Source organism: Amycolatopsis sp. NPDC051102, from assembly GCF_040682815.1.
Classification (GTDB): Bacteria; Actinomycetota; Actinomycetes; order Mycobacteriales; family Pseudonocardiaceae; genus Amycolatopsis.
On sequence record NZ_JBFBBT010000012.1, the window covers coordinates 113,405 to 134,265 of the forward strand.

The 20,861-nt window shown below is 72.0% G+C and carries 28 protein-coding genes; 15 read left to right on the forward strand and 13 right to left on the reverse strand.

The window, feature by feature from the left end; translation table 11 throughout:
* Positions 1-7: 7 nt before the first annotated feature.
* Together AB0M93_RS30035 and AB0M93_RS30040 are read right to left on the reverse strand one after the other, a co-directional pair.
* Entirely contained in the window at positions 8-475 is a 468-nt protein-coding gene (locus AB0M93_RS30035; protein WP_364279173.1) for a hydrogenase maturation protease, read from the reverse strand.
* Between the two features lie 58 nt (positions 476-533).
* Positions 534-1,577: a tetratricopeptide repeat protein gene (locus AB0M93_RS30040; RefSeq protein WP_364279176.1), complete on the reverse strand. Its 1,044-nt coding sequence runs from the start codon at positions 1,575-1,577 to the stop codon at positions 534-536.
* 178 nt (positions 1,578-1,755) lie between these two features.
* Between AB0M93_RS30040 and AB0M93_RS30045 the strand changes: the two genes are divergently transcribed.
* From AB0M93_RS30045 to AB0M93_RS30055, 3 genes are all read left to right on the forward strand, one after another.
* The gene (locus AB0M93_RS30045) at positions 1,756-2,427 is read left to right on the forward strand and encodes an HNH endonuclease family protein (RefSeq protein ID WP_364279179.1); all 672 of its coding nucleotides are present in this window, start codon (positions 1,756-1,758) and stop codon (positions 2,425-2,427) included.
* A 10-nt stretch (positions 2,428-2,437) separates the two neighbouring features.
* Entirely contained in the window at positions 2,438-3,076 is a 639-nt protein-coding gene (locus AB0M93_RS30050; protein ID WP_364279181.1) for an alpha/beta hydrolase, read from the forward strand.
* 128 nt (positions 3,077-3,204) lie between these two features.
* Positions 3,205-3,942: a 3D domain-containing protein gene (locus tag AB0M93_RS30055; RefSeq protein WP_364279184.1), complete on the forward strand. Its 738-nt coding sequence runs from the start codon at positions 3,205-3,207 to the stop codon at positions 3,940-3,942.
* Positions 3,943-4,023: 81 nt separating this feature from the next.
* Here the strand turns inward: AB0M93_RS30055 and AB0M93_RS30060 are convergent, their stop codons facing one another.
* Both AB0M93_RS30060 and AB0M93_RS30065 read right to left on the reverse strand, forming a co-directional pair.
* Positions 4,024-4,662, reverse strand: coding sequence for a nitroreductase family protein (locus tag AB0M93_RS30060; RefSeq protein ID WP_364279187.1), 639 nt, complete (start codon positions 4,660-4,662; stop codon positions 4,024-4,026).
* Between the two features lie 18 nt (positions 4,663-4,680).
* Positions 4,681-5,658 (reverse strand): aldo/keto reductase, encoded by a 978-nt coding sequence (locus AB0M93_RS30065; protein WP_364279190.1) that lies wholly within the window; start codon positions 5,656-5,658, stop codon positions 4,681-4,683.
* A 41-nt stretch (positions 5,659-5,699) separates the two neighbouring features.
* Here AB0M93_RS30065 and AB0M93_RS30070 point away from each other — a divergent pair, with 41 nt between their 5' ends.
* Positions 5,700-6,185, forward strand: a complete 486-nt coding sequence (locus AB0M93_RS30070; RefSeq protein ID WP_364279193.1) for a helix-turn-helix domain-containing protein — start codon at positions 5,700-5,702, stop codon at positions 6,183-6,185.
* On the opposite strand, the gene AB0M93_RS30075 is transcribed toward AB0M93_RS30070, so the two are convergent.
* The 3 genes from AB0M93_RS30075 to AB0M93_RS30085 all read right to left on the reverse strand — a co-directional run bounded on the left by AB0M93_RS30075 (position 6,186) and on the right by AB0M93_RS30085 (position 7,860).
* A complete protein-coding gene (locus AB0M93_RS30075; RefSeq protein ID WP_364279195.1) occupies positions 6,186-6,605 on the reverse strand; it encodes an ATP-binding protein in 420 nt (139 codons plus the stop codon).
* A gap of 62 nt (positions 6,606-6,667) precedes the next feature.
* Positions 6,668-7,447: a SigB/SigF/SigG family RNA polymerase sigma factor gene (locus AB0M93_RS30080; RefSeq protein ID WP_364279198.1), complete on the reverse strand. Its 780-nt coding sequence runs from the start codon at positions 7,445-7,447 to the stop codon at positions 6,668-6,670.
* Positions 7,444-7,860 carry an anti-sigma factor gene (locus AB0M93_RS30085; protein ID WP_364279201.1) on the reverse strand — a complete coding sequence of 139 codons (417 nt, stop codon included), beginning with the start codon at positions 7,858-7,860 and terminating at the stop codon, positions 7,444-7,446. Before AB0M93_RS30085 ends, AB0M93_RS30080 begins: the two co-directional genes overlap by 4 nt.
* A 163-nt stretch (positions 7,861-8,023) precedes the next feature.
* On the opposite strand from AB0M93_RS30085, the gene AB0M93_RS30090 reads away from it, so the two are divergent.
* The 4 genes from AB0M93_RS30090 (at position 8,024) to AB0M93_RS30105 (ending at position 10,426) form a co-directional block, all read left to right on the forward strand.
* A complete protein-coding gene (locus tag AB0M93_RS30090) occupies positions 8,024-8,332 on the forward strand; it encodes a WhiB family transcriptional regulator (protein WP_364279204.1) in 309 nt (102 codons plus the stop codon).
* Positions 8,333-8,562: 230 nt separating this feature from the next.
* Complete coding sequence (locus AB0M93_RS30095; RefSeq protein WP_003078104.1) at positions 8,563-8,916, forward strand: STAS domain-containing protein; 354 nt, start codon at positions 8,563-8,565, stop codon at positions 8,914-8,916.
* Positions 8,917-8,975: 59 nt separating this feature from the next.
* A complete protein-coding gene (locus AB0M93_RS30100; RefSeq protein ID WP_364279561.1) occupies positions 8,976-9,764 on the forward strand; it encodes a metal-dependent hydrolase in 789 nt (262 codons plus the stop codon).
* Between the two features lie 107 nt (positions 9,765-9,871).
* On the forward strand, positions 9,872-10,426 hold the full coding sequence (locus tag AB0M93_RS30105) for a TetR/AcrR family transcriptional regulator (RefSeq protein WP_364279207.1): 555 nt from the start codon (positions 9,872-9,874) through the stop codon (positions 10,424-10,426).
* Here AB0M93_RS30105 and AB0M93_RS30110 read toward each other — a convergent pair.
* Positions 10,323-11,594 (reverse strand): MFS transporter, encoded by a 1,272-nt coding sequence (locus tag AB0M93_RS30110; protein ID WP_364279210.1) that lies wholly within the window; start codon positions 11,592-11,594, stop codon positions 10,323-10,325. The genes AB0M93_RS30105 and AB0M93_RS30110 overlap by 104 nt on opposite strands.
* Positions 11,595-11,734: 140 nt before the next feature.
* Here AB0M93_RS30110 and AB0M93_RS30115 point away from each other — a divergent pair, with 140 nt between their 5' ends.
* Entirely contained in the window at positions 11,735-12,067 is a 333-nt protein-coding gene (locus tag AB0M93_RS30115; RefSeq protein ID WP_364279212.1) for a hypothetical protein, read from the forward strand.
* Positions 12,068-12,105: 38 nt separating this feature from the next.
* The gene (locus tag AB0M93_RS30120) at positions 12,106-12,573 is read left to right on the forward strand and encodes a hypothetical protein (protein ID WP_364279215.1); all 468 of its coding nucleotides are present in this window, start codon (positions 12,106-12,108) and stop codon (positions 12,571-12,573) included.
* On the opposite strand, the gene AB0M93_RS30125 is transcribed toward AB0M93_RS30120, so the two are convergent.
* Both AB0M93_RS30125 and AB0M93_RS30130 read right to left on the reverse strand, forming a co-directional pair.
* On the reverse strand, positions 12,570-14,207 hold the full coding sequence (locus AB0M93_RS30125; protein ID WP_364279217.1) for an ABC transporter permease: 1,638 nt from the start codon (positions 14,205-14,207) through the stop codon (positions 12,570-12,572). The two genes, AB0M93_RS30120 and AB0M93_RS30125, sit on opposite strands and share 4 nt — an antisense overlap.
* Positions 14,204-15,100 (reverse strand): ABC transporter ATP-binding protein, encoded by an 897-nt coding sequence (locus AB0M93_RS30130; RefSeq protein ID WP_364279220.1) that lies wholly within the window; start codon positions 15,098-15,100, stop codon positions 14,204-14,206. Before AB0M93_RS30130 ends, AB0M93_RS30125 begins: the two co-directional genes overlap by 4 nt.
* 93 nt (positions 15,101-15,193) lie before the next feature.
* Between AB0M93_RS30130 and AB0M93_RS30135 the strand changes: the two genes are divergently transcribed.
* A complete protein-coding gene (locus tag AB0M93_RS30135) occupies positions 15,194-15,682 on the forward strand; it encodes a MarR family transcriptional regulator (RefSeq protein ID WP_364279223.1) in 489 nt (162 codons plus the stop codon).
* Here the strand turns inward: AB0M93_RS30135 and AB0M93_RS30140 are convergent.
* A complete protein-coding gene (locus AB0M93_RS30140) occupies positions 15,679-16,242 on the reverse strand; it encodes a TetR/AcrR family transcriptional regulator (RefSeq protein ID WP_364279224.1) in 564 nt (187 codons plus the stop codon). The two genes, AB0M93_RS30135 and AB0M93_RS30140, sit on opposite strands and share 4 nt — an antisense overlap.
* 83 nt (positions 16,243-16,325) lie before the next feature.
* On the opposite strand from AB0M93_RS30140, the gene AB0M93_RS30145 reads away from it, so the two are divergent.
* The 4 genes from AB0M93_RS30145 to AB0M93_RS30160 all read left to right on the forward strand — a co-directional run bounded on the left by AB0M93_RS30145 (position 16,326) and on the right by AB0M93_RS30160 (position 19,211).
* The gene (locus tag AB0M93_RS30145) at positions 16,326-16,934 is read left to right on the forward strand and encodes an NAD(P)-binding oxidoreductase (protein ID WP_364279227.1); all 609 of its coding nucleotides are present in this window, start codon (positions 16,326-16,328) and stop codon (positions 16,932-16,934) included.
* A 9-nt stretch (positions 16,935-16,943) separates the two neighbouring features.
* Positions 16,944-17,615 carry an SGNH/GDSL hydrolase family protein gene (locus tag AB0M93_RS30150; RefSeq protein ID WP_364279230.1) on the forward strand — a complete coding sequence of 224 codons (672 nt, stop codon included), beginning with the start codon at positions 16,944-16,946 and terminating at the stop codon, positions 17,613-17,615.
* Between the two features lie 514 nt (positions 17,616-18,129).
* A complete protein-coding gene (locus AB0M93_RS30155) occupies positions 18,130-18,735 on the forward strand; it encodes a sigma-70 family RNA polymerase sigma factor (RefSeq protein ID WP_364279233.1) in 606 nt (201 codons plus the stop codon).
* Positions 18,732-19,211 carry a hypothetical protein gene (locus AB0M93_RS30160; RefSeq protein ID WP_086843812.1) on the forward strand — a complete coding sequence of 160 codons (480 nt, stop codon included), beginning with the start codon at positions 18,732-18,734 and terminating at the stop codon, positions 19,209-19,211. Before AB0M93_RS30155 ends, AB0M93_RS30160 begins: the two co-directional genes overlap by 4 nt.
* A 300-nt stretch (positions 19,212-19,511) precedes the next feature.
* Here the strand turns inward: AB0M93_RS30160 and AB0M93_RS30165 are convergent, their stop codons facing one another.
* Together AB0M93_RS30165 and AB0M93_RS30170 are read right to left on the reverse strand one after the other, a co-directional pair.
* Entirely contained in the window at positions 19,512-20,261 is a 750-nt protein-coding gene (locus AB0M93_RS30165) for a polysaccharide deacetylase family protein (RefSeq protein WP_364279564.1), read from the reverse strand.
* A 114-nt stretch (positions 20,262-20,375) separates the two neighbouring features.
* Positions 20,376-20,825 carry an SRPBCC family protein gene (locus tag AB0M93_RS30170; RefSeq protein WP_364279236.1) on the reverse strand — a complete coding sequence of 150 codons (450 nt, stop codon included), beginning with the start codon at positions 20,823-20,825 and terminating at the stop codon, positions 20,376-20,378.
* Between the last annotated feature and the right edge of the window lie 36 nt (positions 20,826-20,861).

Sequence of the window (20,861 nt, forward strand, 5' to 3'; positions counted from 1 at the left end):
GACCGACTCAGACCTCCGTCTTCTCCCTGACCGGCAGTTCCGGGCTCGCGCCCCAGGCCAGTTCGGTGACCGCGCGCACCGCGGCCGGGACCGCCGCCCCGATCGCGGGGGACAGGCCGATGCCGCCGTCGACGCACGCCGGTTCGCAGCTCAGGACCAGGACGCGGCCCGCGTCGCCGCCCAGGAGGCGGAGCAGGCGCACCACCGCGTCGCCGGGTAGGTCGTGCGTGTCCGGCGCCGAGGTCAGGGTCAGCGTGCCCGGTGGGCCGCCGTGCGGGGTCGCGTCCAGGAGGATCGTCGTGTCGTAGCCACCCGTCAGGTCGTACGCCAGGTGGACCGTCGCGATGTCGTAGTCGGCGATCTGCACCCACGGGGGCAGGCCCGCCCGGTCCAGTTCGCGGAGCACTTCGACCCCGAAGCCGTCGTCGTGCAGGAAGACGTTGCCGATACTCGCGACCAGGACCCGTGGCCTCATTGCGCAACCTCCTGGGGTGCGCTCTCAGGCTAGAACTGTGAATTGGATCACACAATAGCTAGTGTTGGTGCTCCCGGTCATCTTGGACAGTCTCAGCGCGCGCCAGCCAGAGTTCGGCCTCGTGCGCGGCACCCCGAGCCCGGAGCATGCGCGCCAGGCTGAGCATGCCCTGGACGTCGCCCGTCTCGGCGGCCCGGCGGAACCACTGCTCGGCCGCCGCCAGGTCCTCGCGGTGCTCGGCCAGGTGGCCGAGGTTGGTGAGGGCGGGGATGCTGCCGTGCTCGGCGGCCTTGCGGTACCAGGCGGCGGCTTCGCCTTCGTCGCCGCGGTTGCGGGCCAGGACGCCGAGGTTCGTCATCGCCGCCGGGTCGCCGCGCTCGGCCGCGTCGAGGTACCAGCTCTCGGCCTCCTCGAGGTCGCCGCGGCGGTGCAGGAGCAGCCCGAGCCGGACGACCGCCTCGACGTGGCCGCCGCTCGCGCCCTGGCGGTACCACGTTTCGGCGTCACCCGGCCGGCCGAGCCGTTCCGCCTGCCGGCCGAGCTGGCAGGTCGCCGCCAGGTCGCCCGCCTGCACGGCGGAGCGCCACCAGCGGGACGCCTCGGCGGCCTGGCCGCGGTCGCGCAGCACGATGCCCAGGTCGATCATCGCGCCGGTGAAGCCCGCTTCGGCGGCCTGGCGCAGCCACGACTGGGCCCCTTCGCCGTCGCCCTCTTCGCGCAGCAGCCGTCCCAGCGCGGCCATCGAGGGCAGGTCGCCGGCGCGCGCGGCCTCGCCGTACCAGTGGCGGGCGTCTTCGCGCTTGCCGCGCCGCTCGTAGGACTTGGCGAGGAAGTGCATCCCGTGCGGCTCGCCGGCCAGCGCCGCCTCGTGGTACCAGCGGTCGGCCTCGTCCAGCACGCCGCGTTCGGCGAGCAGGTGGGCCAGCGCCGTCATCGAGACGCGGTCGCCGCCCATGGCGGCCTTGCGGTACCACGACTCGGCCTCGGCGAGCTCGCCGCGTTCACGCATCGCCGAGCCCATGCGGGCCATGGCGACCACGTTGCCGCCCTCGGCGGCTTTGCGCTGGAAAAACTCGTCGAACTTCTTGAGCCGGCCGGGCATCGGCTGCTCCCTCCGGATGGGTCCTGCTCCGGTAGTCGCAGATGATCGGCTCCGTGTGACACATCCGCCGTGGGTGGGCGACGTCACATTCGCGCCAGGTCGTCGTGTCGGCGCGGTTGTCCCGCGTCGGCAGAGGTGAGACTACGCCGCGCGACGGCGCAGGTGAGAGGAGAAATTCGTGGCGGCCCGGACCTTTCGGCTGAGCGTGACGCAGCGAACCCTGCTGGTAGTCGTGGTTCTCGCCATCGCGCTCTTCGGGTACTGGGCGACGAGAGGCGCGGGTGCGACCCCGCCCACGTCCGGGGCGCCGGTGCCGGTCGGCGCGGCCGACGCGCAGAAGCAGCTCGACGAACTCACCATCGCCGCGCGAACCTCCATGGACGGCTACTCGCGCGAGAAGTTCCCGCACTGGGACAGCCAGGGCTCCGGCTGCGACACCCGCGAAGTCGTCCTCAAGCGCGACGGCAAGGACGTCAAGACCGACAAGGACTGCAAGCCGACGTCCGGCACCTGGACCAGCGTCTACGACGACGAGACCTGGACCAAGCCCACCGACCTCGACATCGACCACATGGTCCCGCTCGGGCAGGCGTGGGCGAGCGGCGCGAAGGCGTGGACGACCGAGAAGCGCGAGCAGTTCGCCAACGACCTGACCCGGCCGCAGCTGTTCGCCGTCACCGACAACCTCAACCAGCAGAAGAGCGACAAGGCGCCCGACCAATGGAAGCCGCCGCTGGTGGCGTTCTGGTGCACCTACGCGAGCGACTGGATCGTCGTGAAGCACTACTACGGGCTGACCGTCACGCAGGCCGAGAAAACCGCCTTGACCGACATGCTGCACCGCTGCTGAGCTGGCCCGCGTGACGACTTTCGCGCTCATCCACGGAGGCGGCGGCAGCGGCTGGGACTTCCACCTGCTCATCCCGGAGCTCGAAGCTCGCGGGCACGACGCGGTGGCGCCGGACCTGCCGATCACCGACCCCTCGGCCGGGCTGGCGGAGTTCACCGAGACGGTCCTGGCCGCCCTCGGCGACCGGACGGACGTCGCCGTCGTCGGCCACTCGTACGGCGGGTTCACCGCGCCGCTCGTCGCGGCGAAGGTCCGGGCGCGGCTGCTGGTGTACCTGGCCGGGATGATCCCGGCGCCCGGCGAACCGCCGGGGCAGTGGTGGGGCAACACCGGCTTCGAAGCGCCGAAGGGGCTGAGCGAGACTGAGCAGTTCTTCAACGGCGTCCCGGTGCCGCTCGCCGAGGCGTGCCAGGCGCACGGGCGCGAACAGGTCAGCAAGGAGTGGGACGAGCCGTGGCCGCTGCCGGCCCAACCGGACGTCCCCACCCGGGTGCTGCTCGCCCGTGATGACCGGTTCTTCGTCCCGGACTTCCAGCGGCGGGTGGCGCGCGAGCGGCTCGGCATCGAGCCGGACGAGCTCGACGGCCCGCACTGCGTGCCGCTCAGCCACCCGGCCGAGCTGGCCGACCGCCTGGTGAGCTACCTCTGACTGCGCCGATCGGCGATTAAAGGTCTAGACCTATTGACGGAGTGGTCCAGGCCACTTAACGTCGTGAACAGCGGTGACCCCGCTCGCGTCACCTCCACCCCGGTCCCCACCATGGAGGTTTCCCCGTCATGCGTCTTGCCCACGTCCTCGCGCTGACCGCCTTCGCGAGCCTTCTCGTCGCTCCTGCGGCCTCCGCCGCGACGCTGCCCGCCTGCCAGCACTTCTACACCGGCCCGATCCCCGACCGCCCGGTCACCGGCGGGCACGGCCCCGGCACGCTCGTCGGCGCCGCCGACGTGAGCAACCGGCTGCCCGCGCCCGGCTCGGTCAGCGGGGGGCTGGGCGCCGACGGCAAGGTCACCTTCACCTTCGCCCGGGTCGCCGGCGCGAAGGCCTACCGCGCGTTCCGCAACGGCCAGGCCCTGCAGTGGATCAGCGACTGGGGCCAGCCGACGCTCACGGTCACCGACGCGAGCCCGTGCCAGAACGCGAACTACCAGCTCTACGCGATGACGGCGGAGGACAACTCCCCGGGCTCGCTCGGCCAGATCTCGACCGCCTACCGCCTCGACGGCGCGAACCGGCTCGCGGCCTACCGCGTTCCGGCCGGCACCACGCTGAACTACCGCGTCACCTCGTACAACGACGTCGCCCAGACGGCCCTGGGCTACAACGCCGGGCCCGGCTTCTGCGCCGTCGACGCCCGGAACATCCCGTGGGGCACGCGGTTCTCGGTGCCCGGCTACGGCGAGTGCTACGCGGCCGACATCGGCAGCTGGATCAAGGACGACATCGTCGACGTCTGGCTGCCCGGGTCCCAGGCCGACGCCTGGGGCATCCAAAGCCCGACCCTGACCGTGCGCTAGACCACCTGGCCGCCGAAAGGCCGTGACGGCCTCCTTGCCGACGTCCCCCATCTGCCCCGGCAAGGAGGCCTTCGCGGGTGGTCACCAGCGGTCGAGGTGCAGGACCTCCTCGAGGGGCTGCCGGGCCGCCGGCTTGAACGTGTCGCCCGTGTAGAACGCCGTCGGGATCAGGGCCGCCTGGTGGACGTTCTTCGGCAGCTCCAGCACCTCCGCCGCCTCCTGCTCGTACTTCAGGTGCAGCGTCGTCCACGCCGTGCCCAGCGTCACCGAACGGGCCGCCAGCATGTAGCTCCACACCGCCGGCAGCAGCGACGCCCACAGCCCCGCCTGGTTGCCGGCCGGCAGCTCCGCCGAGTCCGTCTCCAGGCAGGGGACCACGAGCACCGGCACGTCACCCATCCGGTCGGCCAGGTACGCGACGCTGTCGCCCACGCGCTGCTGCACCTTCGACCGCTCGGGGTCGTCGGCGAACAGCTTGCCCGCCGCCCGCGACGACTCCAGGTACTCCTGGCACGCCCGGCGGTAGATCCCGCCGAGCGCAGCGCGCTGGCCCGCGTCGGTGACCACCAGCCACTGCCACCGCTGCGTGTTCGAACCGCTCGGCGCCTGCAGGGCCACCTGCACACAGTGCTTGACCAGGTCCAGCGGCACCGGGCGCTCGAGGTCGAGGCGCTTGCGGACGGTCCTGGTGGTCGTCAGGAGCTCTTCGGGCGTCATCATCGGCCCATCATGCCGGGCCTACCAGCGATCGTGCACCAGCGGCCGGATCAGCTCGTCGTAGGTTTCGCGGACGCCGACGGCCGCTTCCGCGGACAGCGGCGGCAGCGTGGCGGCGACGGTGTTCGCCTGGGCCTGCTCGGCGTTGCGGGCACCCGGGATGACCGTGCTGACGCCCGGCTGGTCGATGATCCAGCGCAGCGCGAACTGCGCGAGCGTCTGGTCGGCCGGCACGAGCCCGCGCAGCCGCTCGACCGCTTCCAGCCCGACGTCGTATGGCACGCCGGAGAACGTCTCGCCGACGTCGAAGGCGTCGCCGTTGCGGTTGTAGTTGCGGTGGTCGTTCTCGGCGAACGTCGTCTGGGCGGTGTAGCGCCCGGACAGCAGGCCCGACGCCAGCGGCACCCGCGCGATGATCCCGGCGCCGGCGGCCGCCGCCGCGGGCAGCACGTCCTCCAGCGGCTTGAGCCGCAGGCAGTTCAGGATGATCTGGACGGAAGCGACGTGCGGCCGCGCCAGCGCGGTCAGCGCCTCCTCGCACGTCTCGACGCTCACGCCGTAGGCCTTGATCCGGCCTTCCTCGACCATCGCGTCGAGCGCGTCGTACACCGCGTCGGAGGAGTACACCGGCGTCGGCGGGCAGTGCAGCTGGACCAGGTCGAGCGTGTCGACGCCGAGGTTGCGGCGCGACCGGTCGTTCCACTCGCGGAAGTTCGCGGCGACGTAGTTCTCCGGCACCTGCTCGGCCCGGCGGCCCATCTTGGTCGCCACGAAGACGTCGCCGCGCTCGGCCAGGAACCGGCCGACGAGCTTTTCGCTGCGGCCGTCGCCGTAGACGTCCGCGGTGTCGAAGAAGGTGACACCGTTGTCGGCCGCCGCGTGCAGCACGGCCAGTGCGTCGTTCTCGTCGACCTCGCCCCAGTCCGCGCCGAGCTGCCAGCAGCCCAGCCCGACGACCGACACTTCACGGCCCAGACGGGTGATCTTCCGGTTCTCCATGCCGCGATCCAAGCACACGCGCCCGCCTATGATCGGCCGTCATGGCCATGACTTCGGGTCCGGACGGGCTGGGGACCCGGATGCGGCACGTCCTGGAGATCCTCGACGGCGACGTCGCCCGGTTCCTCGCCGACATCGGCCTCGAGGGCTACCGGCCGCGGTACTCGCCGGTGGTGCGGGCGCTGCTGGCCCGCGGCCCGCTGGCCATCCGCGACCTCGCCGCGGAGATGCGCGTGACGCACTCGGCGGCCAGCCAGACCGTCGCGCAGATGAGCCGGGCCGGCCTGGTCACCCTCGAGCCGGGCGCCGACGCCCGGCAGCGGATCGTGTCGCTCACCGCGAAGACCCGCGACCTGCTGCCGCTGATCGAGGCGGAGTGGGCGGCGACGACCGAGGCGGCGGAGACGCTGGAGGCCGAGCTGCCGTACTCGCTGCGGGCGCTGCTGGACGCGATCGTCGACGCCCTCGACCGGAAGCCGTTCCGGGAGCGGATCGGCGAGACCGACACCGCGCGGAAGCTGCGCTGATCAGGCGGGCGGCAGCTGGAAGACCGCCCAGACGTACTTGCCGCCGGGGCAGCGTTCGAAGCCCCAGTCCAGCGACAGCGCCTGCACCAGGACGAGCCCGCGGCTGCGGGCCTCGGCCGGCGACGGCGCCCGCAGCTCGGGCAGCTGCCGCCCGGTGTCGTGCACCCGCAGCGTCAGGCGTCCGCCGTCGTACTCCAGCTCGAGCCGCTGCGGCCGGTCGCCGTGCTCGAAGGCGTTCGTGACCAGCTCCGAGGTCGCCAGCAGGACGTCGTCGAACTGGCACTCCCGCAGGCCGAGGCCGAGCAGCTTGTTCCGCACCTCGTGCCGCGCCAGCGCCGGAGCGGTGACGTCGGCGGGAAGGAGCACTCTCAGCGGGGCGGCCGGCGCAGCTGTCCGCTGCGGCATTCTCGACGTCGTCATCCGGTCCCCCTCCCAGTGAGTTCGGTACCGCCCGCCAAATACCCAGGCGGTCGTTCGGCTAATCAGGTGCCGTCGGCCAGCTCGGATTCGTCCAGCCCGGTGCGCAGCTTCTTGAGCGTCGCAGCGAGTAGCCGTGACACCTGCATCTGGGACACCCCGACGCGGCGCGCGATGTCCGACTGGCTCATCCCCGAGCCGAACCGCAGCGCGACGATCTTGCGTTCCCGCTCCGGCAGGCTCTCCAGCATCGGGCGCAGCGCCTCGCGCAGCTCGGCTTGGCCGAGCTCGGCGTCCGGCGCTCCGAAGCGCGTGTGCGCCGCGTTCTCCAGCAGGTGGTCCAGCGACGCGCCGTAGCGGCCCTGACCGGCGCGGAGTCCCTCGAAGACGTCCTCGACGGGCACCCCCAACCGGGCCGCGATCTCACTCGGCTTCGGGGCACGCGACAGCTGCACGGTGAGCTCTTCGCGCGCGGCGGAGATGTTCGCGTTCAGCTCCTTGAGCCGCCGCGGCACCCGCACCGACCAGCTGTTGTCCCGGAAGTGGTGCCGCAGCTCCCCGGAGATGGTCGGCACGGCGAAGGCCAGGAAGTCCGTCCCCTGCCCGGGGTCGAACCGGTCGACGGCGTGGATCAGCCCGACCGTGGCGATCTGGATCAGGTCCTCCATCGCCTCGTCCCGGTTGCGGAACTTCCGGGCGAGGTTGCGCGCCAGCTCCAGGTGCGCCCGCACCAGGGTGTCGCGGATGCGCTCCCGCTCCGGCGAGTTCGCCGGCAGGGCGGCGAGTTGGGTGAACAGCGCGCCGACGTCGAGGTCGTTCCCGCTGCTCCCGGCGGGATCGCTCACGAGTCCGCCGCCTGGCTCTCCCGGACGAGGTCGACCCGGGACAGGTAACGCCCGTTCTCCGGGGTGATCGTGCGCTCGGCCGTGGTCGCGAGGGCGGTGAGCAGCTGCCACGACAGGCCGGCGTCGTCCTCGTGGTCGGCGCTGTCGGCCAGCACCGACACGGAGACCTCGATGCGCGGGCCGTTCCACGAGAAGACGCAGGTCAGCCGGCCGTCCGCGCTGGCGGGCAGCAACAGCGAGCAGGCTTCGTCCACCGCCATCCGGAGGTCCTCGACGGCGTCGAGGTCGAAGTCCTGGCGCATCGCGATGTCGGCCACGATGGTCCGCAGGGTGGGCACGACGTGCGGGATCGCTGCCGTCCGCACCTCGATGACCTGCGCGCCTTCCGGGACGAGCGGGGCGTTGTCCTCCACGTTTGTTCCTTTCTCCGCACTCGCGCTCCAGGTGATCGGCGGTGTCCTCCACGCCCGGCAGCGAGATGCCCGTGGTGTGAGCAAACCAAACCCGGGTTTGATCCCCTCCACCGGCGGGCATGTAGCGGTCGACACGGGAGATCCTGGGAAAGGCGGGGACGACATGGCTGACGTGAGCCGGCTGCCCAACGTGGTTGCTGAAGAGTGGGAATGGCAGCTGCGCGGCTCGTGCCGGGGTGCGGACAGCAGCCTGTTCTTCCACACCGACAACGAGCGGGGTTCGGCGCGGGAGCGCCGCGAGTCGCGGGCCAAAGCCATCTGCCAGACGTGCCCCGTCCTGGCGCAGTGCCGCACGCACGCGATGACCGTACAGGAGCCGTACGGCATCTGGGGCGGCCTCGGCGAGATCGAACGGCGGCAGCTGTTCCTGCGCCAGCGCCGCGCGGCGCGCAACACGATGAGTGCGCACTGAGCAGCGCGCTGAGCAGGCAGGATTTGATCGTTGGTGAGCACTGCAGGCGAAAGGGCGGCGGCCGTGGCGGGCGCGGTCGCTTCCTGGGTTAGGGTTGGCCCCGGAGTTGCCTTGACCGTGTCCGGTGCGGGGTCCTGCCCCGGGCCGCGGAAGGCACGGTGACACGGATGCCGCTTGAGACGACAGGCGCGTACCCGGCGCAGGAGCAGCGCCTGACGAGGAGAAACTGCATGCCCGCAGCCGACCAGAACGCCACCCCGCCCGGGTTCGGCATCACGCTGGACACCGACGCGACGGAGCCCCGGGTGGTGGTCACCGGCGAGCTCGATCTGCTGACCAGCCCGCAGCTGCAGGAGGCCCTGGCGGGGCTGATCGCGGACAAGCGCGCGCAGCGGGTCGTGGCCGATCTGACCGGGGTGACCTTCTTCGATTCCTCCGCGCTGAACGTGGTGCTCCGCGCACAACGCCAGGCCGGCGAGCAGGACGTCGAACTCGCGGTCGTCCCCAGCCCCGCGGTGAGCCGCGTGATCGAGCTCACCGGCGTGGCCGAACACCTGAGCGTGTCGGAAGACCCCCAAGCCTGACCGCCCGCTACGGTTCCGCGAACTGATTTTCGTTCGCGGACCTGGGGGACGGCACGATGATGGGGCGCACGCATGCCCTGACCGGCTGGTGCGCGGGCCTGGCGCTGGCGCCCGCGGTCGGGGCGGGTTCGGTGCACCAGGCGGTGGTCTTCGCGGCGACGACGGCGGGGTTCGCTCTGCTGCCCGACCTCGACCACCCGGGTGCGAGCGCGTCCCGCCTCCTGGGCTGGCTGACGGGCGCCCTGTCCTGGCTCCTGCGCCGCGTCTCGGCGGGGATCTACGCGCTGACCAAGGGCCCGCGCGACGAGAAGGTCACCGGCAAGCACCGCCACCTTTCCCACACGGTCCTCTTCGCGGCCGGCCTGGGCCTGCTGACGTCGTGGGGCACGACCGAAGGCGGTCCGTGGGCCGTCGTCGGCGTGGTGATCTTCGGGCTGATGCTCGCCGAAGGCGCGCTGGGCGACTGGCTCCTCCCGGTGAGCGGAGCGGCGGTGGCCTGGTGGTTCTTCACGGCCCCGCCCGACCGGACGGGCGAACTGGCGTCGATCTCGGGCTGGCTGGGCATCGCGGTGGCGGCGGGCTGCCTGACCCACTGCCTGGGCGACGCCCTGACCGAGGCCGGTTGCCCGTTCCTCTTCCCGGTCCCGATCGCGGGCGAGACGTGGTACGAGATCCGGCCGCCGAAGGTGCTGCGGTTCCGGACCGGCAAGAAGGTCGAGAAGCGGCTGATCTTCCCGGTGTTCGCGCTGCTCGGCGTGCTGCTGGTGCCGGGGGTGTGGGCGCACACGGTGAGCACGTTCGAGCGGTTGTTCATCCCGCCGGCGAGCCAGCAGGCGACCACGCCCTGAGCTGTGCGGCCGCGGAATTCTCCGGCGAGACCGGACGTTGGAATCGGAACGGCGGACCCGCTTGCTGCGGCGGAGGACGCCCTGCCGGTGGCAACGAGGAGACGGTGATGGAGAAGATGCGCGCCGACGCGCGGCGCAACCGGGCCAAGGTGCTGGCCGCCGCCGAGGAGGCGTTCGCGCTTGACGGCCTGGCCGTGCCGCTCGACGACATCGCGCGGCTGGCCGGCGTCGGGGCGGGGACCGTCTACCGGCACTTCCCCAGCAAGGAAGCGCTGTTCCAGGCCGTCGTCCTCGACCGCATCCAGCAGTTCGCCGAGGAAGCCCGCGCACTCGCGACCGCGGACGAGCCCGGTGCCGTCTTCTTCGACTACTTCGTCCGCGTCATCCGGCAGGCGTCCCTCAACCGGGCCATCTGCGACGCGCTCGCCGAGTCCTCCGGGCACGCGTTCAAGGCCGGGGCGGGCGACGAGTTCCGCGCCGCCTTCGCCGAGTTGCTCGCCCGTGCCCAGGCCGCCGGGGCCGTCCGGGCGGACATCGACGGCGACGACCTGCGTGCGCTCATCGTCGGCTGCCTCGCCGTCGAGCGGTACGCGCCCGGGACCGAGCACCTGCTCCGCGTGGTCCTCGACGGCCTGCGTGCCGCCGCGGCAACCACAGCATGACCGCCGCGGCCGCGAGGACGCCCGCCGCCGCGATGTGCAGCGTGACGCGCATGCCCAGCGAACTCGCCAGCGCGCCGCCCAGGAGGCTGCCGAGCGGGACGACGCCCAGGGTGAAGGTGTGCGTGACCGAGTTGACCCGGCCCAGCAGCTCCGGTGGCGCGGCCGTCTGCTGGTAGGCGGCACCGAACACGCTCAGCACGATCACGCTGTAGCTGCTGAAGAATCCGGCGGTGACGTAGCAGGCGAGCGCCCAGCCGGGCCCGGTGAACGGGTAGAGCTGGTACGCCAGGCCGAACAGCACCGCCGCGGCCGGCAGGGCGCGCTCCGGGCCGATCCGCGCCCCGAGGCGTCCCGCGGTGAGGCCGGCGGCGAGGGCGCCGGTCAGGGAAGCCGTGCCGAGCAGCCCGATCGCCCACGGCGAAAGGCCGACGTCGCGGGACAGGAAGACGACCACGATCGCCAGGTGGGCCGACTGGAAGAAGCTCGACACCGCGGCGTGCGCGCTGATGGCCAGCAGGATGCGGTCGCTCCGGACCACCCGCAGGCCGTCGCCGATTTCGCGCAGCAGCCGCCGCTCCCGCCGAGCGGGGCGCGCGTCGGGCGTCGCGATGCGGCGCAGCCAGCAAGCCGACCACAGGTAGCTCGCGGCGTCGACGGCGAGCGCCGTCGCGTTGCCGAGGGCCTGGACGATCAGCCCGGCCAGGCCGGGACCCGCGACCGCGGCCATCGAGCGGTTCGTCTGCAGCCGCGCGTTCGCCTCCGGCAGCTCCTCGCGCGGCACCAGCCGCGGCACGTAGGTCTGGTGGGCGATGTCGAAGAACACGCCGAGCAGCCCGGCTCCGAGGACGACGACCAGCAGCTGGACCAGGCCGAGCGCGCCGAACAGGGCGGCGGCCGGGACCGACGCGATGAGCAGCGCGCGCCCGGCGTCCGCGGCGATCAGCACCGGCCGGTGGCGCATCCGGTCGCACCACGCACCGACCTGCAGGCCGAGCACCAGGTACGGCAGGGTCTCGGCGGTCCGCAGGAGGGACACCTCGAACACCGACGCGCCGACCGCGGTGGCCGCGAGCAGCGGCACCGCCAGCACGTCGATCCGGCTGCCGAGCTGACTCGCGAGATCGGCCAGCCACAGGCGGCGGAAGTCGCGGTGTCCGAGCACCCCCATTTCTCCAAGCTGGCATGTGCGTCGGCTCGGCGCAACAAAGTTGCGTCGACCAGACTCAAGATGCGGTTCCGGTAACAAGACGTAAGATCAACGCGAGTCAGTCCTCGTACCTGCGCTGCGCGTGGCGAGGGGGTGCCCGGATGAACGGCCGTCCTACCTGGGGTTCCGCCGCGGTGACCGGGCTGGCGGGATTCGCCACCGGGTTGCTGGTCGCTGCGCTGCTCGTCGCCGGGCGGCCGGCGCCGCGCACCACCGAGACCCCCGATCCGCCGCCGACCCGGACCGTTTCCGCCGTGCCCGTCACGGTGACCGAGTCCGGGCCGCCGTCCACCGTCACGGCGGTCGAGACGTCGCCGCCCACGACCACCACCAGCGTCGTCGAGGTCACCGTGCCGCCGGCGACGACGGCGACCTCCGGCACGCCGACGTCGGCGTCGCCCGCCTTCCCGCTGACCTCCGGCTGGCGCGACTGATGATGCAACCGGGCGGCCGCGGGGCCCGTCTGGCCGGTATGCGCGCTTTCCCTTGGATCGCCCTCGCCGTGGCCGGCACGGCCGGCTGCGCCGGGCCCGTGACCGCCTGTCCCGCGATCGGCTACGTCACCGGGATCAGCCTGACGATCCCGGCGCCCGCCGGCATCACCCGCGCGACGCTGCAGGCGTGCTGGCGCGGCCAGTGCGTCGACCGGACGGTCGACCTCACGCCCGAGACGACCGCGGGCGCGTCGACCTGCGCCGGCACCGGCCCGGACAGCGCCTGCGGCGCGTCGATGGTGCCGACCGGCGGTCTCCACGGCTTCGCCGACGTCCCGGGCCTGCCCGCCGAACCGGTCCGGGTCACCGTCCGGTTCGACGACGGCAAGCCGCACACCGTCGACGTCACCCCCACCTACAGCGAGCCGAACGGCCCCGCCTGCGGGAAGGCGGGACCGCAGGTGCAGCTCCTGGTCGGGCCGGACCGGGAACTGAGCCCGAGCTAACCGACGTCGCGGCGCTTCCAGCCGAGCAGCCCGGCGGCCAGTGCGACGGCCGTGACCGCCAGGAGCCAGGCGAGCGGCGTCGCGGTGAACGCCTGGCCGGGGATCTTCGGCGGGTGCTGGAACGGCGAGACGTCCAGCACCGCCTGCGGCAGGTTGACGACCGGCCCGAACAGGCTGAGCAGCAGCGCCAGCGCGCCGGCCGCCCAGGCTGCCGCGGAAAAGCCCGGCAGCAGCCCGAAGATCGCCACCGCCAGCGCGACCACCACCCAGGCCGCGGGCAGCTGGACGAGCATCCCGGCGAGCGTGTCCGCGATCGAGCCGCCGGTGTCGCCGGTGCGCAACCCGTTGGCCAGCCCCATGAACAGCCCGCCCACCAGCAGCAGGGCCGCCGTGCCGAAGAAGGCGAAGACGAGGTGGCTGCCCGCCCAGCGCAGCCGGCCGACGCTGGTGGCCAGCACCGGTTCGAGCCGGATCGCGGTCTCCTCGCCGCGCATCCGCAGCACCGCCTGGACGCCGTAGAGCGACGCGACCATGGCGAACATCCCGGCCATCGCGGCGAGGAACGCCTGCGTCAGCGCGTGGCTGCCGCCGAGCCGCTCGAAGATCTGCTGCGCCTGCGGGCTCGAGCCGACGAGGTCGCCGATGCCGCTGGCGATCGAGCCGAACACCGCGCCGACCACGGCCACGCCGATGAGCCAGCCGAGCAGCGGACCCCGGTGCAGCCGCCAGGCCAGCGCGAGCGGCGACCGCAGGCTCGCCGCCGCCCTGGCCGGGCCGGGTCGCGGCGGCAGGATGCCGACGCTGACGTCGCGGCGGGGCAGCAGCCAGTACCCCAGTGCGCCGGCCACCAGCGCGAGCGCGACCGGCAGCAGCAGCACCCACCAGCGTTCCCCGGCGAACGCCCTGACCTGCTGGACCCAGCCGATCGGCGACAGCCAGGACAGCCAGCGGGCGTCCACAGTGGAGTCCCCGGCGCCGCGCAGCAGGAAGGCGGCGCCGACCACGGCGGTCCCGATGCCGTTGGCGGTGCGGGAGTACCCGGCCAGCTGGACGGCGACCGCCGCCACGGCGGTGAACACCAGCCCGGCCAGCGCTTCCGACGCGCCGAAGGCGAGCGAACCGGCCGCGGGCAGGCCGGCGCCGATCATGGTGCCGGCCTGGATCAGCCCGGTCAGCACGCTCGCGCCGCCGGCGACCAGCAGCGACGCCGTCAGCGCCGCGTACCGGCCGACCACCGCGGACGCGAGCAGCTCCGCGCGCCCGGTGTCCTCCTCGGCGCGGGTGTGCCGGGTGACCGTGAAGACGACCATCAGGCCGGTGAGCAGGGCGAGGAATCCGGACATGCGCCAGGCGATGAACCCGCCGGCCGTGGTCAGGTCGAACGGCGGGCCGTAGAGCAGCGCGTACGACGGGTTGGCGTTCGCGCCCGCCTGCAGCGCGAGCCGGTCGGCGACGGTCGGGTAGAACTGCGTGAACGTGTTGACCGTGCTCGCCGGGACGACGCTGAGCAGCACGATCCAGATCGGCAGAATGACGCGGTCGCGCCGCAGCGCGAGCCGGGTCAGGTGCCAGGTGCCGGCCAGTTCGTGCGCAGGCGCGGCTTCGGCTTCGGCACGCGAGAGCGTCGCGGTCATTTCGCGCTCGCTTCGGTCGTGTAGTGGCGCAGGAACAGCTCCTCCAGCGTCGGCGGCTGGCTGACCAGGCTGCGGACGCCGACCTCGGTGAGCTGCCGCAGGGCTTCGTCGAGCGAGCGCGTCTCGACGTCGAAGCGGACGCGGTTGCCGTCGATCTTGAGGTCGTGGACGTTCGCCAGCTTCGCGAGCCCGTTCGGCGGGCCGGCGAGCTCGGCGGTGATCGACGTCCGGGTCAGGTGACGCAGCTCGGCGAGCGTGCCGGACTCCACCGTACGGCCGTTCCGGATGATGCTGACCTTGTCGCACAGCGCCTCGACCTCGGCGAGGATGTGGCTGGAGAGCAGCACGGTCCGGCCCTGCTCGCGTTCCTCCTGGATGGCGTACTGGAACGTCGCCTCCATCAGGGGGTCGAGGCCGGACGTCGGCTCGTCGAGGATCAGCAGGTCGACCCGCGAGGCGAGGGCGGCGATGATGGCGACCTTCTGCCGGTTGCCCTTCGAATACGTGCGCCCCTTCTTCTTCGGATCGAGGTCGAACCGCTCGATGAGCTCGGCCCGGCGCTTCTCGTCCAGTCCGCCGCGCAGGCGCCCGAGCAGGTCGATGACCTCGCCGCCGGAGAGGTTGGGCCAGAGGTTGACGTCGCCGGGCACGTAGGCCAGGCGGTGGTGCAGGCTCGCGGCGTCCTTCCAGGGGTCGCCGCCGAGCAGCCGGACGTCCCCCGAGTCCGCGTGGAGCAGGCCGAGCAGCACCCGGACGGTGGTCGACTTCCCCGCGCCGTTGGGGCCGAGGAAGCCGTGCACCTCCCCGGCGGGTACCTGCAGGTCCAGGCCGTCGAGGGCCTTGGTCCGGCCGAACGACTTGTGCAGGTCGATGACCGAAATGGCGTTTTCCATGGTTCGGAAGCTACACTTGCTTCAAGAAGTTGTGAAGTTAAGAAAATGTCTAGATCAAGTGATCATGGGGGGCGGGTACGGGAGGATGGTCCGATGACGACGCCTGACACGAAGCGAGATGAAGACGCCGTCCGCCGGTACGTCGAGAGCCTCGGGCTCGTGCTGTCGCAGATCGGGATGCAACGCATGCCCGCGCGGGTGTTCGCCGCGTTGATGACCACCGACGAAGGCCGCCTGACCGCCGCCGACCTCGCCTCGCAGCTGCAGGTCAGCCCGGCCGCCGTGTCCGGCGCCGTGCGCTACCTCGAGCAGATCGGCCTGGTCGCCAAGGAGCGCGAGCCCGGCGAGCGCCGCGACCACTACCGCCTCTACGACGACCTCTGGTACGCCACGTTCATGAAGCGCGACCGCATGATCACCATGTGGCGCGACGCGGCCGAGAACGGCGTAGATGCGCTCGGCGCGGACACCCCCTCGGGCAAGCGGCTCGCCGAGATGCGCGACTTCCTGTCGTTCATGCTCGAGGAGCTCAACGGCATGTACGAGCGCTGGCACAAGCTCCGTGAGCAGAAGAACGCCTAGAGTGCGGCGAGCAGCGTGTCCGCCAGCCGGCCGGCTAGGTCGGCGGGCTCGCGTTCGTGGAACGCGGCCAGGAACGCCTGCTGGAAACACGCGCCGAGCAGCAGGGACGCGGCCGCTTCGACGTCGGTGTCCGGCTTGATCCGGCCCAGCGCCTGCTCGGCCCGCAGGTAGCCCGCGACGCCCTGCAGCAGGACGTGCGGGCCGTGCTCGCCCAGCCGTTCGCGGTGCGACCGCAGCAGCTCCCGCGAGGAGAACACCGAGACCGCGATCGGGAACCCTTCGGCGTAGAAGGCGAGGCCGAGCCGGGCGACGCGGGCCAGGTTGTCCCGCAGCGGCGCCCGGCCGGGGTCGGCGGTGAGCTCGCCCAGGGTGGCGCCGAGCGACGGCAGCTCTTCGCCCATGACGCTGAGGAACAGGTCCGTCTTGTCGCGGAAGTGCTTGTAGAGCATCGCCTCCGAGTAGCCGGCGGTCTGCGCGATGACCTTGGTCGTGGCGTGCGCGTAGCCCTGCTCGCGCATTACCTTCGCGGCCGCGGCGACGATCTCTTCGCGGCTTCCCATGGCGGCTCCCTGAGTGCGTTCTCAGCGTGGTTAGTGAACACTCACCCTACCTGGTGAGTGTTCACTAACCGAGGAGGAAACCGATGCGGATCACCGTTCTGGGGGCTACCGGCGGCGTCGGCGGCGAGGTCGTCAAGCAGGCACTGGACCGCGGCTGGCACGTGACGGCCGTCGTGCGCGACCCCGCCCGCCTGCAACTGCCGGCCGAGGTCGTCGTGGCGGGCCTGCACGAGCACGAGAAGCTGGCGGCCGCCGTCGAAGGCCGCGACGCCGTGATCTCGGCGGTCGGCTCCCGCGACCGCGGGCCGACCACGGTCTGCGCCGACGGTGCCCGCGCGGCGATCGAAGCCGGGGCCAAGCGCCTGCTGGTCGTCAGCGCCAGCGGCATGCACACCGAAGGGGACGGCTTCTTCACGCGCACGCTGGTGAAGCCGCTGCTCAACACCTTCCTGAAGCACGGCTGGGCGGACATGCTCGCGATGGAGGCCCTGGTCACGGCGACCGACCTGGACTGGACGGTCGTCCGGCCGCCGATGCTGCTCAACGGCCCGCGCACGGGCAAGGTCGCGAGTCGGCTCGACGGGAACGTCCGCACCTTCACCATCCGGCGGGCCGACGTCGCCGCCTACCTGCTGGACGCCGTGGCGGACCCCACGCTGATCAGGGCGAAGGTTTCGATCGCACACGGCTAGCTTCGAAGAATGGTGATCCTGGCGCAGGCGCTGTACGTCAAGCGAAAGACCCCCCGCCTACCGGGTGCGGCCGGCCCCACGGAAGGGCTCGTCCCCGGCGACGGCGAGCCCCTCCGGCTGGCCGTGCTCGGCGAGTCCACAGTGGACGGCGTCGGCGCGGCGGACCACGAGGAAGCGCTCACCGGCTGCCTCGCCCGCGAGCTGGCCCGCGGCGGCCGGGCGGTGCGCTGGCAGGCGGTCGGCCGCACCGGCGCCAACGCCCGGACCGTCCGCGCCGAGCTGGTCCCGCTCCTCCGGCCGGCCGACGTGGTCGTGATCGCCCTCGGCGTCAACGACACCATCGAGCTCCGGACGGCCGCGGGCTACCGGCGTGACCTCCTGCGGCTGGTGATCGATCTGCGTCGGCGGCTGGGCCCGGTCGGCGTCCTGCTGGCCGGGGTGCCGCCGATGGCCCGCTTCCCCGCGCTGCCGAGGCCGCTGCGGGACGTCCTCTCGGCGCGGTCGGCAGCGCTCGACGCCGCGGCCGCCACCCTCGCGCGGCTCCCCGGCGTCACGCACCTGCCGATGGACCCCGCGCTGCTCGACCCCGCCGCGTTCGCGTCCGACCGCTTCCACCCGGGTCCGGCCGGATACGCACGGTGGGCGAACACCCTCGCCGGTGCACTCCCCGTGATCAGTTAGCCGCCCTGCGTCGATCTTCAAAAAAATCTGCCGGTTCGTGTATCTGGGGGTGCCCCCACTGCGTCCTGTGGAGCAGCCGAGCACGGAGAACGCGACAGGGGGTGTCGAGTTCGGGGAAAACGCGGTGACCGGGAGCCGAGGGGGCTGCCGGGCACCGTCGGCCGGATGGCCTTTCGGGGGAGGGGACATCCGGCGGGGCCCGTTGGGGAACGGGCCCTTGAGGGAGGGGAGTATCGGTCGGCGCGGGCCTGCCCGCCTGCGTCGGCCGGTACCTCCCCCAACGCCATTTGACCGGTAGTGCACGACTGAGGCTTATTCTGGTTAGCCCGCCGCGCCCCGCGCGCGAGCCGCTTGATCGGCGCAGAGTCATGCGGCGGGCGACGGCTGAATAAGCCTCACTGACGAAGTAAGTGACTTGATGTATTCGAGATCCACCTGCACGCTCCTTCCCCCCGAAGGACCCGCGATACTGCCATTGCCGACTCGAAGACTCTTCCGAAGAGGGGCAGCTACGGTGACCGACGTGCAAACCACAGAGGTAGATCCGCCCTGGGAAGGCCTGACCGGCGCCGAGCTGCACGCCGCGTGCATGCAGGCCGCCAAGGAAGGCGACCGCCGGGCGATGGCCCGCCTCGTCGACGAGCTGACCCCGCTCCTCTGGCACGTCGCCCGGGCCAACGGGCTCGACCGCTCGGTCGCCGAGGACGTGGTCCAGACCGTCTGGCTGGCGCTGTTCAGCCAGCTCGACAAGCTCCGCGACCCGAAGGCCCTCGCCGCGTGGCTGATCACCACCACCCGTCGCGAGGCCACGCACCCGTTCGGCCGCCGCATGCAGCCGGTGCCGTTGAGCGACGAGGTCGCCGAAGCCATGCCGAGCACCCAACCGGCACCCGAAGACGAAGCCGTCCGCGCCGACCGCGACCGCCGGGTCTGGCGCGCCTTCGTCCGGCTGCCCCACCGCTGTCAGGAACTGCTCCGGCTGACCGTCCTCGCGGGCCGCGCGGAGTACCAGCTCGTGGCCGAGGCGCTGCGCATGCCGCGCGGCAGTGTCGGCCCGACCAGGGGTCGCTGCCTCGACCAGATGCGCGATCTCCTCACCAGTGAAGGGGGAAGCCGATGAACGACCTCGGTGCGCCGGGGGGCCAAGCCTCCTTCGGCGACGACGTGCTGCTGGCCGACATCGGCCGCTTCCTCGACGAACTGGACCCGCCACCGGGCGACCTGGTGCAGCGGGTCCAGTTCGCGCTCGCCCTCGAGGACCTCGACGTCGAGGTCGCCCGCTGGGAGCGCCTGGACAACCTCGCCGGCGTCCGCGGCGGCGGCACCGGCACGATCACGTTCACCGTCAGCGACCTGACGGTGATGATCAACCTGACCAAGATGGGCAAGCTGCACCGCATCGACGGCTGGCTCGTCCCGGCGGGCCAGTACGGCGTCGAGGTACGCGTGGCCGAGCACGGCACGTCATCGACGACGGCCGACGAAGGCGGCCGCTTCGTGCTCGACAACGTGCCGCGCGGGACGACGCAGATCCTGGTGCACCTCGGCGACGTGTCGTGCCGCCGGACCGTCGTGACGCCGACGGTCGTGCTCTAGCTGTATTGCCCCGTGAGCTTGGGGACGCGGCTGGAGGGTAGTTGACCGGCGGGTGAGGTGTGTCCGGCCGCGGCCGCGGCTTCCTTGGTCTCATCGGCCAGGATCTCGGTGCAGGCCGGCCGGGAGGGGTCACATCCCGGCGGTGTGCAGGTAGCTGTAGCCGAGGTTCGCGCGACCCTCGACCTTGCGGGGCCTGGCCGGGTCACGGTGGGCGGTGCCCGCCGAGGGGCGGCCGTGCACTTTGTGGCCGCCGCCGTCGGGGGTGTTGCCCGGCTTTCGATGTCGACCGGGACAGAACCGCTAGCCCAGGAAATCGGCCAGGGGGACGGGAGTCAGCCCGTCCTTCTTGGCCTGCTCGACGAACGCCGTGTAGTCCTCTTTGAAGGTCTTGCGGAAGTGCATCAGCACGATGTCGCCCGGCTTGAGCTTGTCGCCGGCCTGGAACTGGACGTGGCCGTCGTTGACCGCGGCCGTCCACAGCACCGCGACGCGCATTCCGCAGGCCGCCGCCGCCTTCAGCGTGTTCTGGTCGTAGTTGCCGAACGGCGGGCGGAACAGCGTCGGGCGGGTGCCGAGGCCGCGCTGGAAGTCGTCGGCGTCGTCGCAGATCTCCTTGCGCTGGAACTCCAGCGGCTTGCCCTTGAGGTTCGGGTGGTCGACCGTGTGGTCGCCGAGCGTGGCGCCGGTGGCGTCGAGGATCTGCTTGAAGTACGCCTCGTGGCCCTGCACGTACTTCTGGTTCAGGAACAGCACCGGGTGGGTCGGGCTCTGCTGCATCAGCTTCAGCGCGTCGGGGTCCTTCACCGCGCCGTCGTCCATCGTGAGGAAGACGTACGGCTTGTCGGTCGTGATCCGCTTGACCGCGGCGACCTGGCTGTTCTGGACCGCCGGCGCCTTCTGCTGCACCGTGCCGAAGGGGTACGGGCCGGCCGTCTTCGCGCCGGGGCCCACGCCCTGTGGCGCCGGGTTCGGCTGGCTGGTGCCGAACTCCCGCTGGTCCGTGTCGTGGCCCGAGCACGCGGTCAGTGCCAATGCCGCCGCGGCGACCACGGCTGTCAAGCGCTTCCGCACTTTGCCCCCCTTTCGTGTACTACCCGAAAGAGTGACGCGGGGGAGGGGCCGAACGTTGCGCCGGGCGATCTTGTGTGGCCGGAGCCACCGAGGTCACCGCCCGGTTTCGGCCGCCTTGACGAGCTTGGCGGAGAACAGCCGGATCACCGCGCGCAGCGTCGCGGCCAGCACCGGGCCGCTGCCGCGGACCGGTTCGGTGAACGACCCGGTCCACCGCAGGTGCGTTCCGCCGGCCGCGGTCGGCGTGAAGAGCACCTCGGCGCGGTAGTCCTTGATCGGGTTCGCGCCGAAGAACGTGTAGACGTGCTTGCGCCCGGGGTCGTACTCGACGGTCTCCTCGCGGATCAGCACCGGCCAGAGCCCGACCTCGCGGACCGCGCCGACGCCGGCCGGCTCGTCGGTGCCCTGCCGTGCCCAGCGGGCCTGGACGATGAGTGGTTTTCCCCACTCCGCCCAGCGCGGGCCGTCCGCCTCGAGCGCGAACAGCGTCTCCGGGGACGCGCTGCTCGTGCGGTTGACCTCGTAGGAGTACTTGCGGCCCACCGGAACCTCCCGCGTTGTTGACAGATTGATAATTAA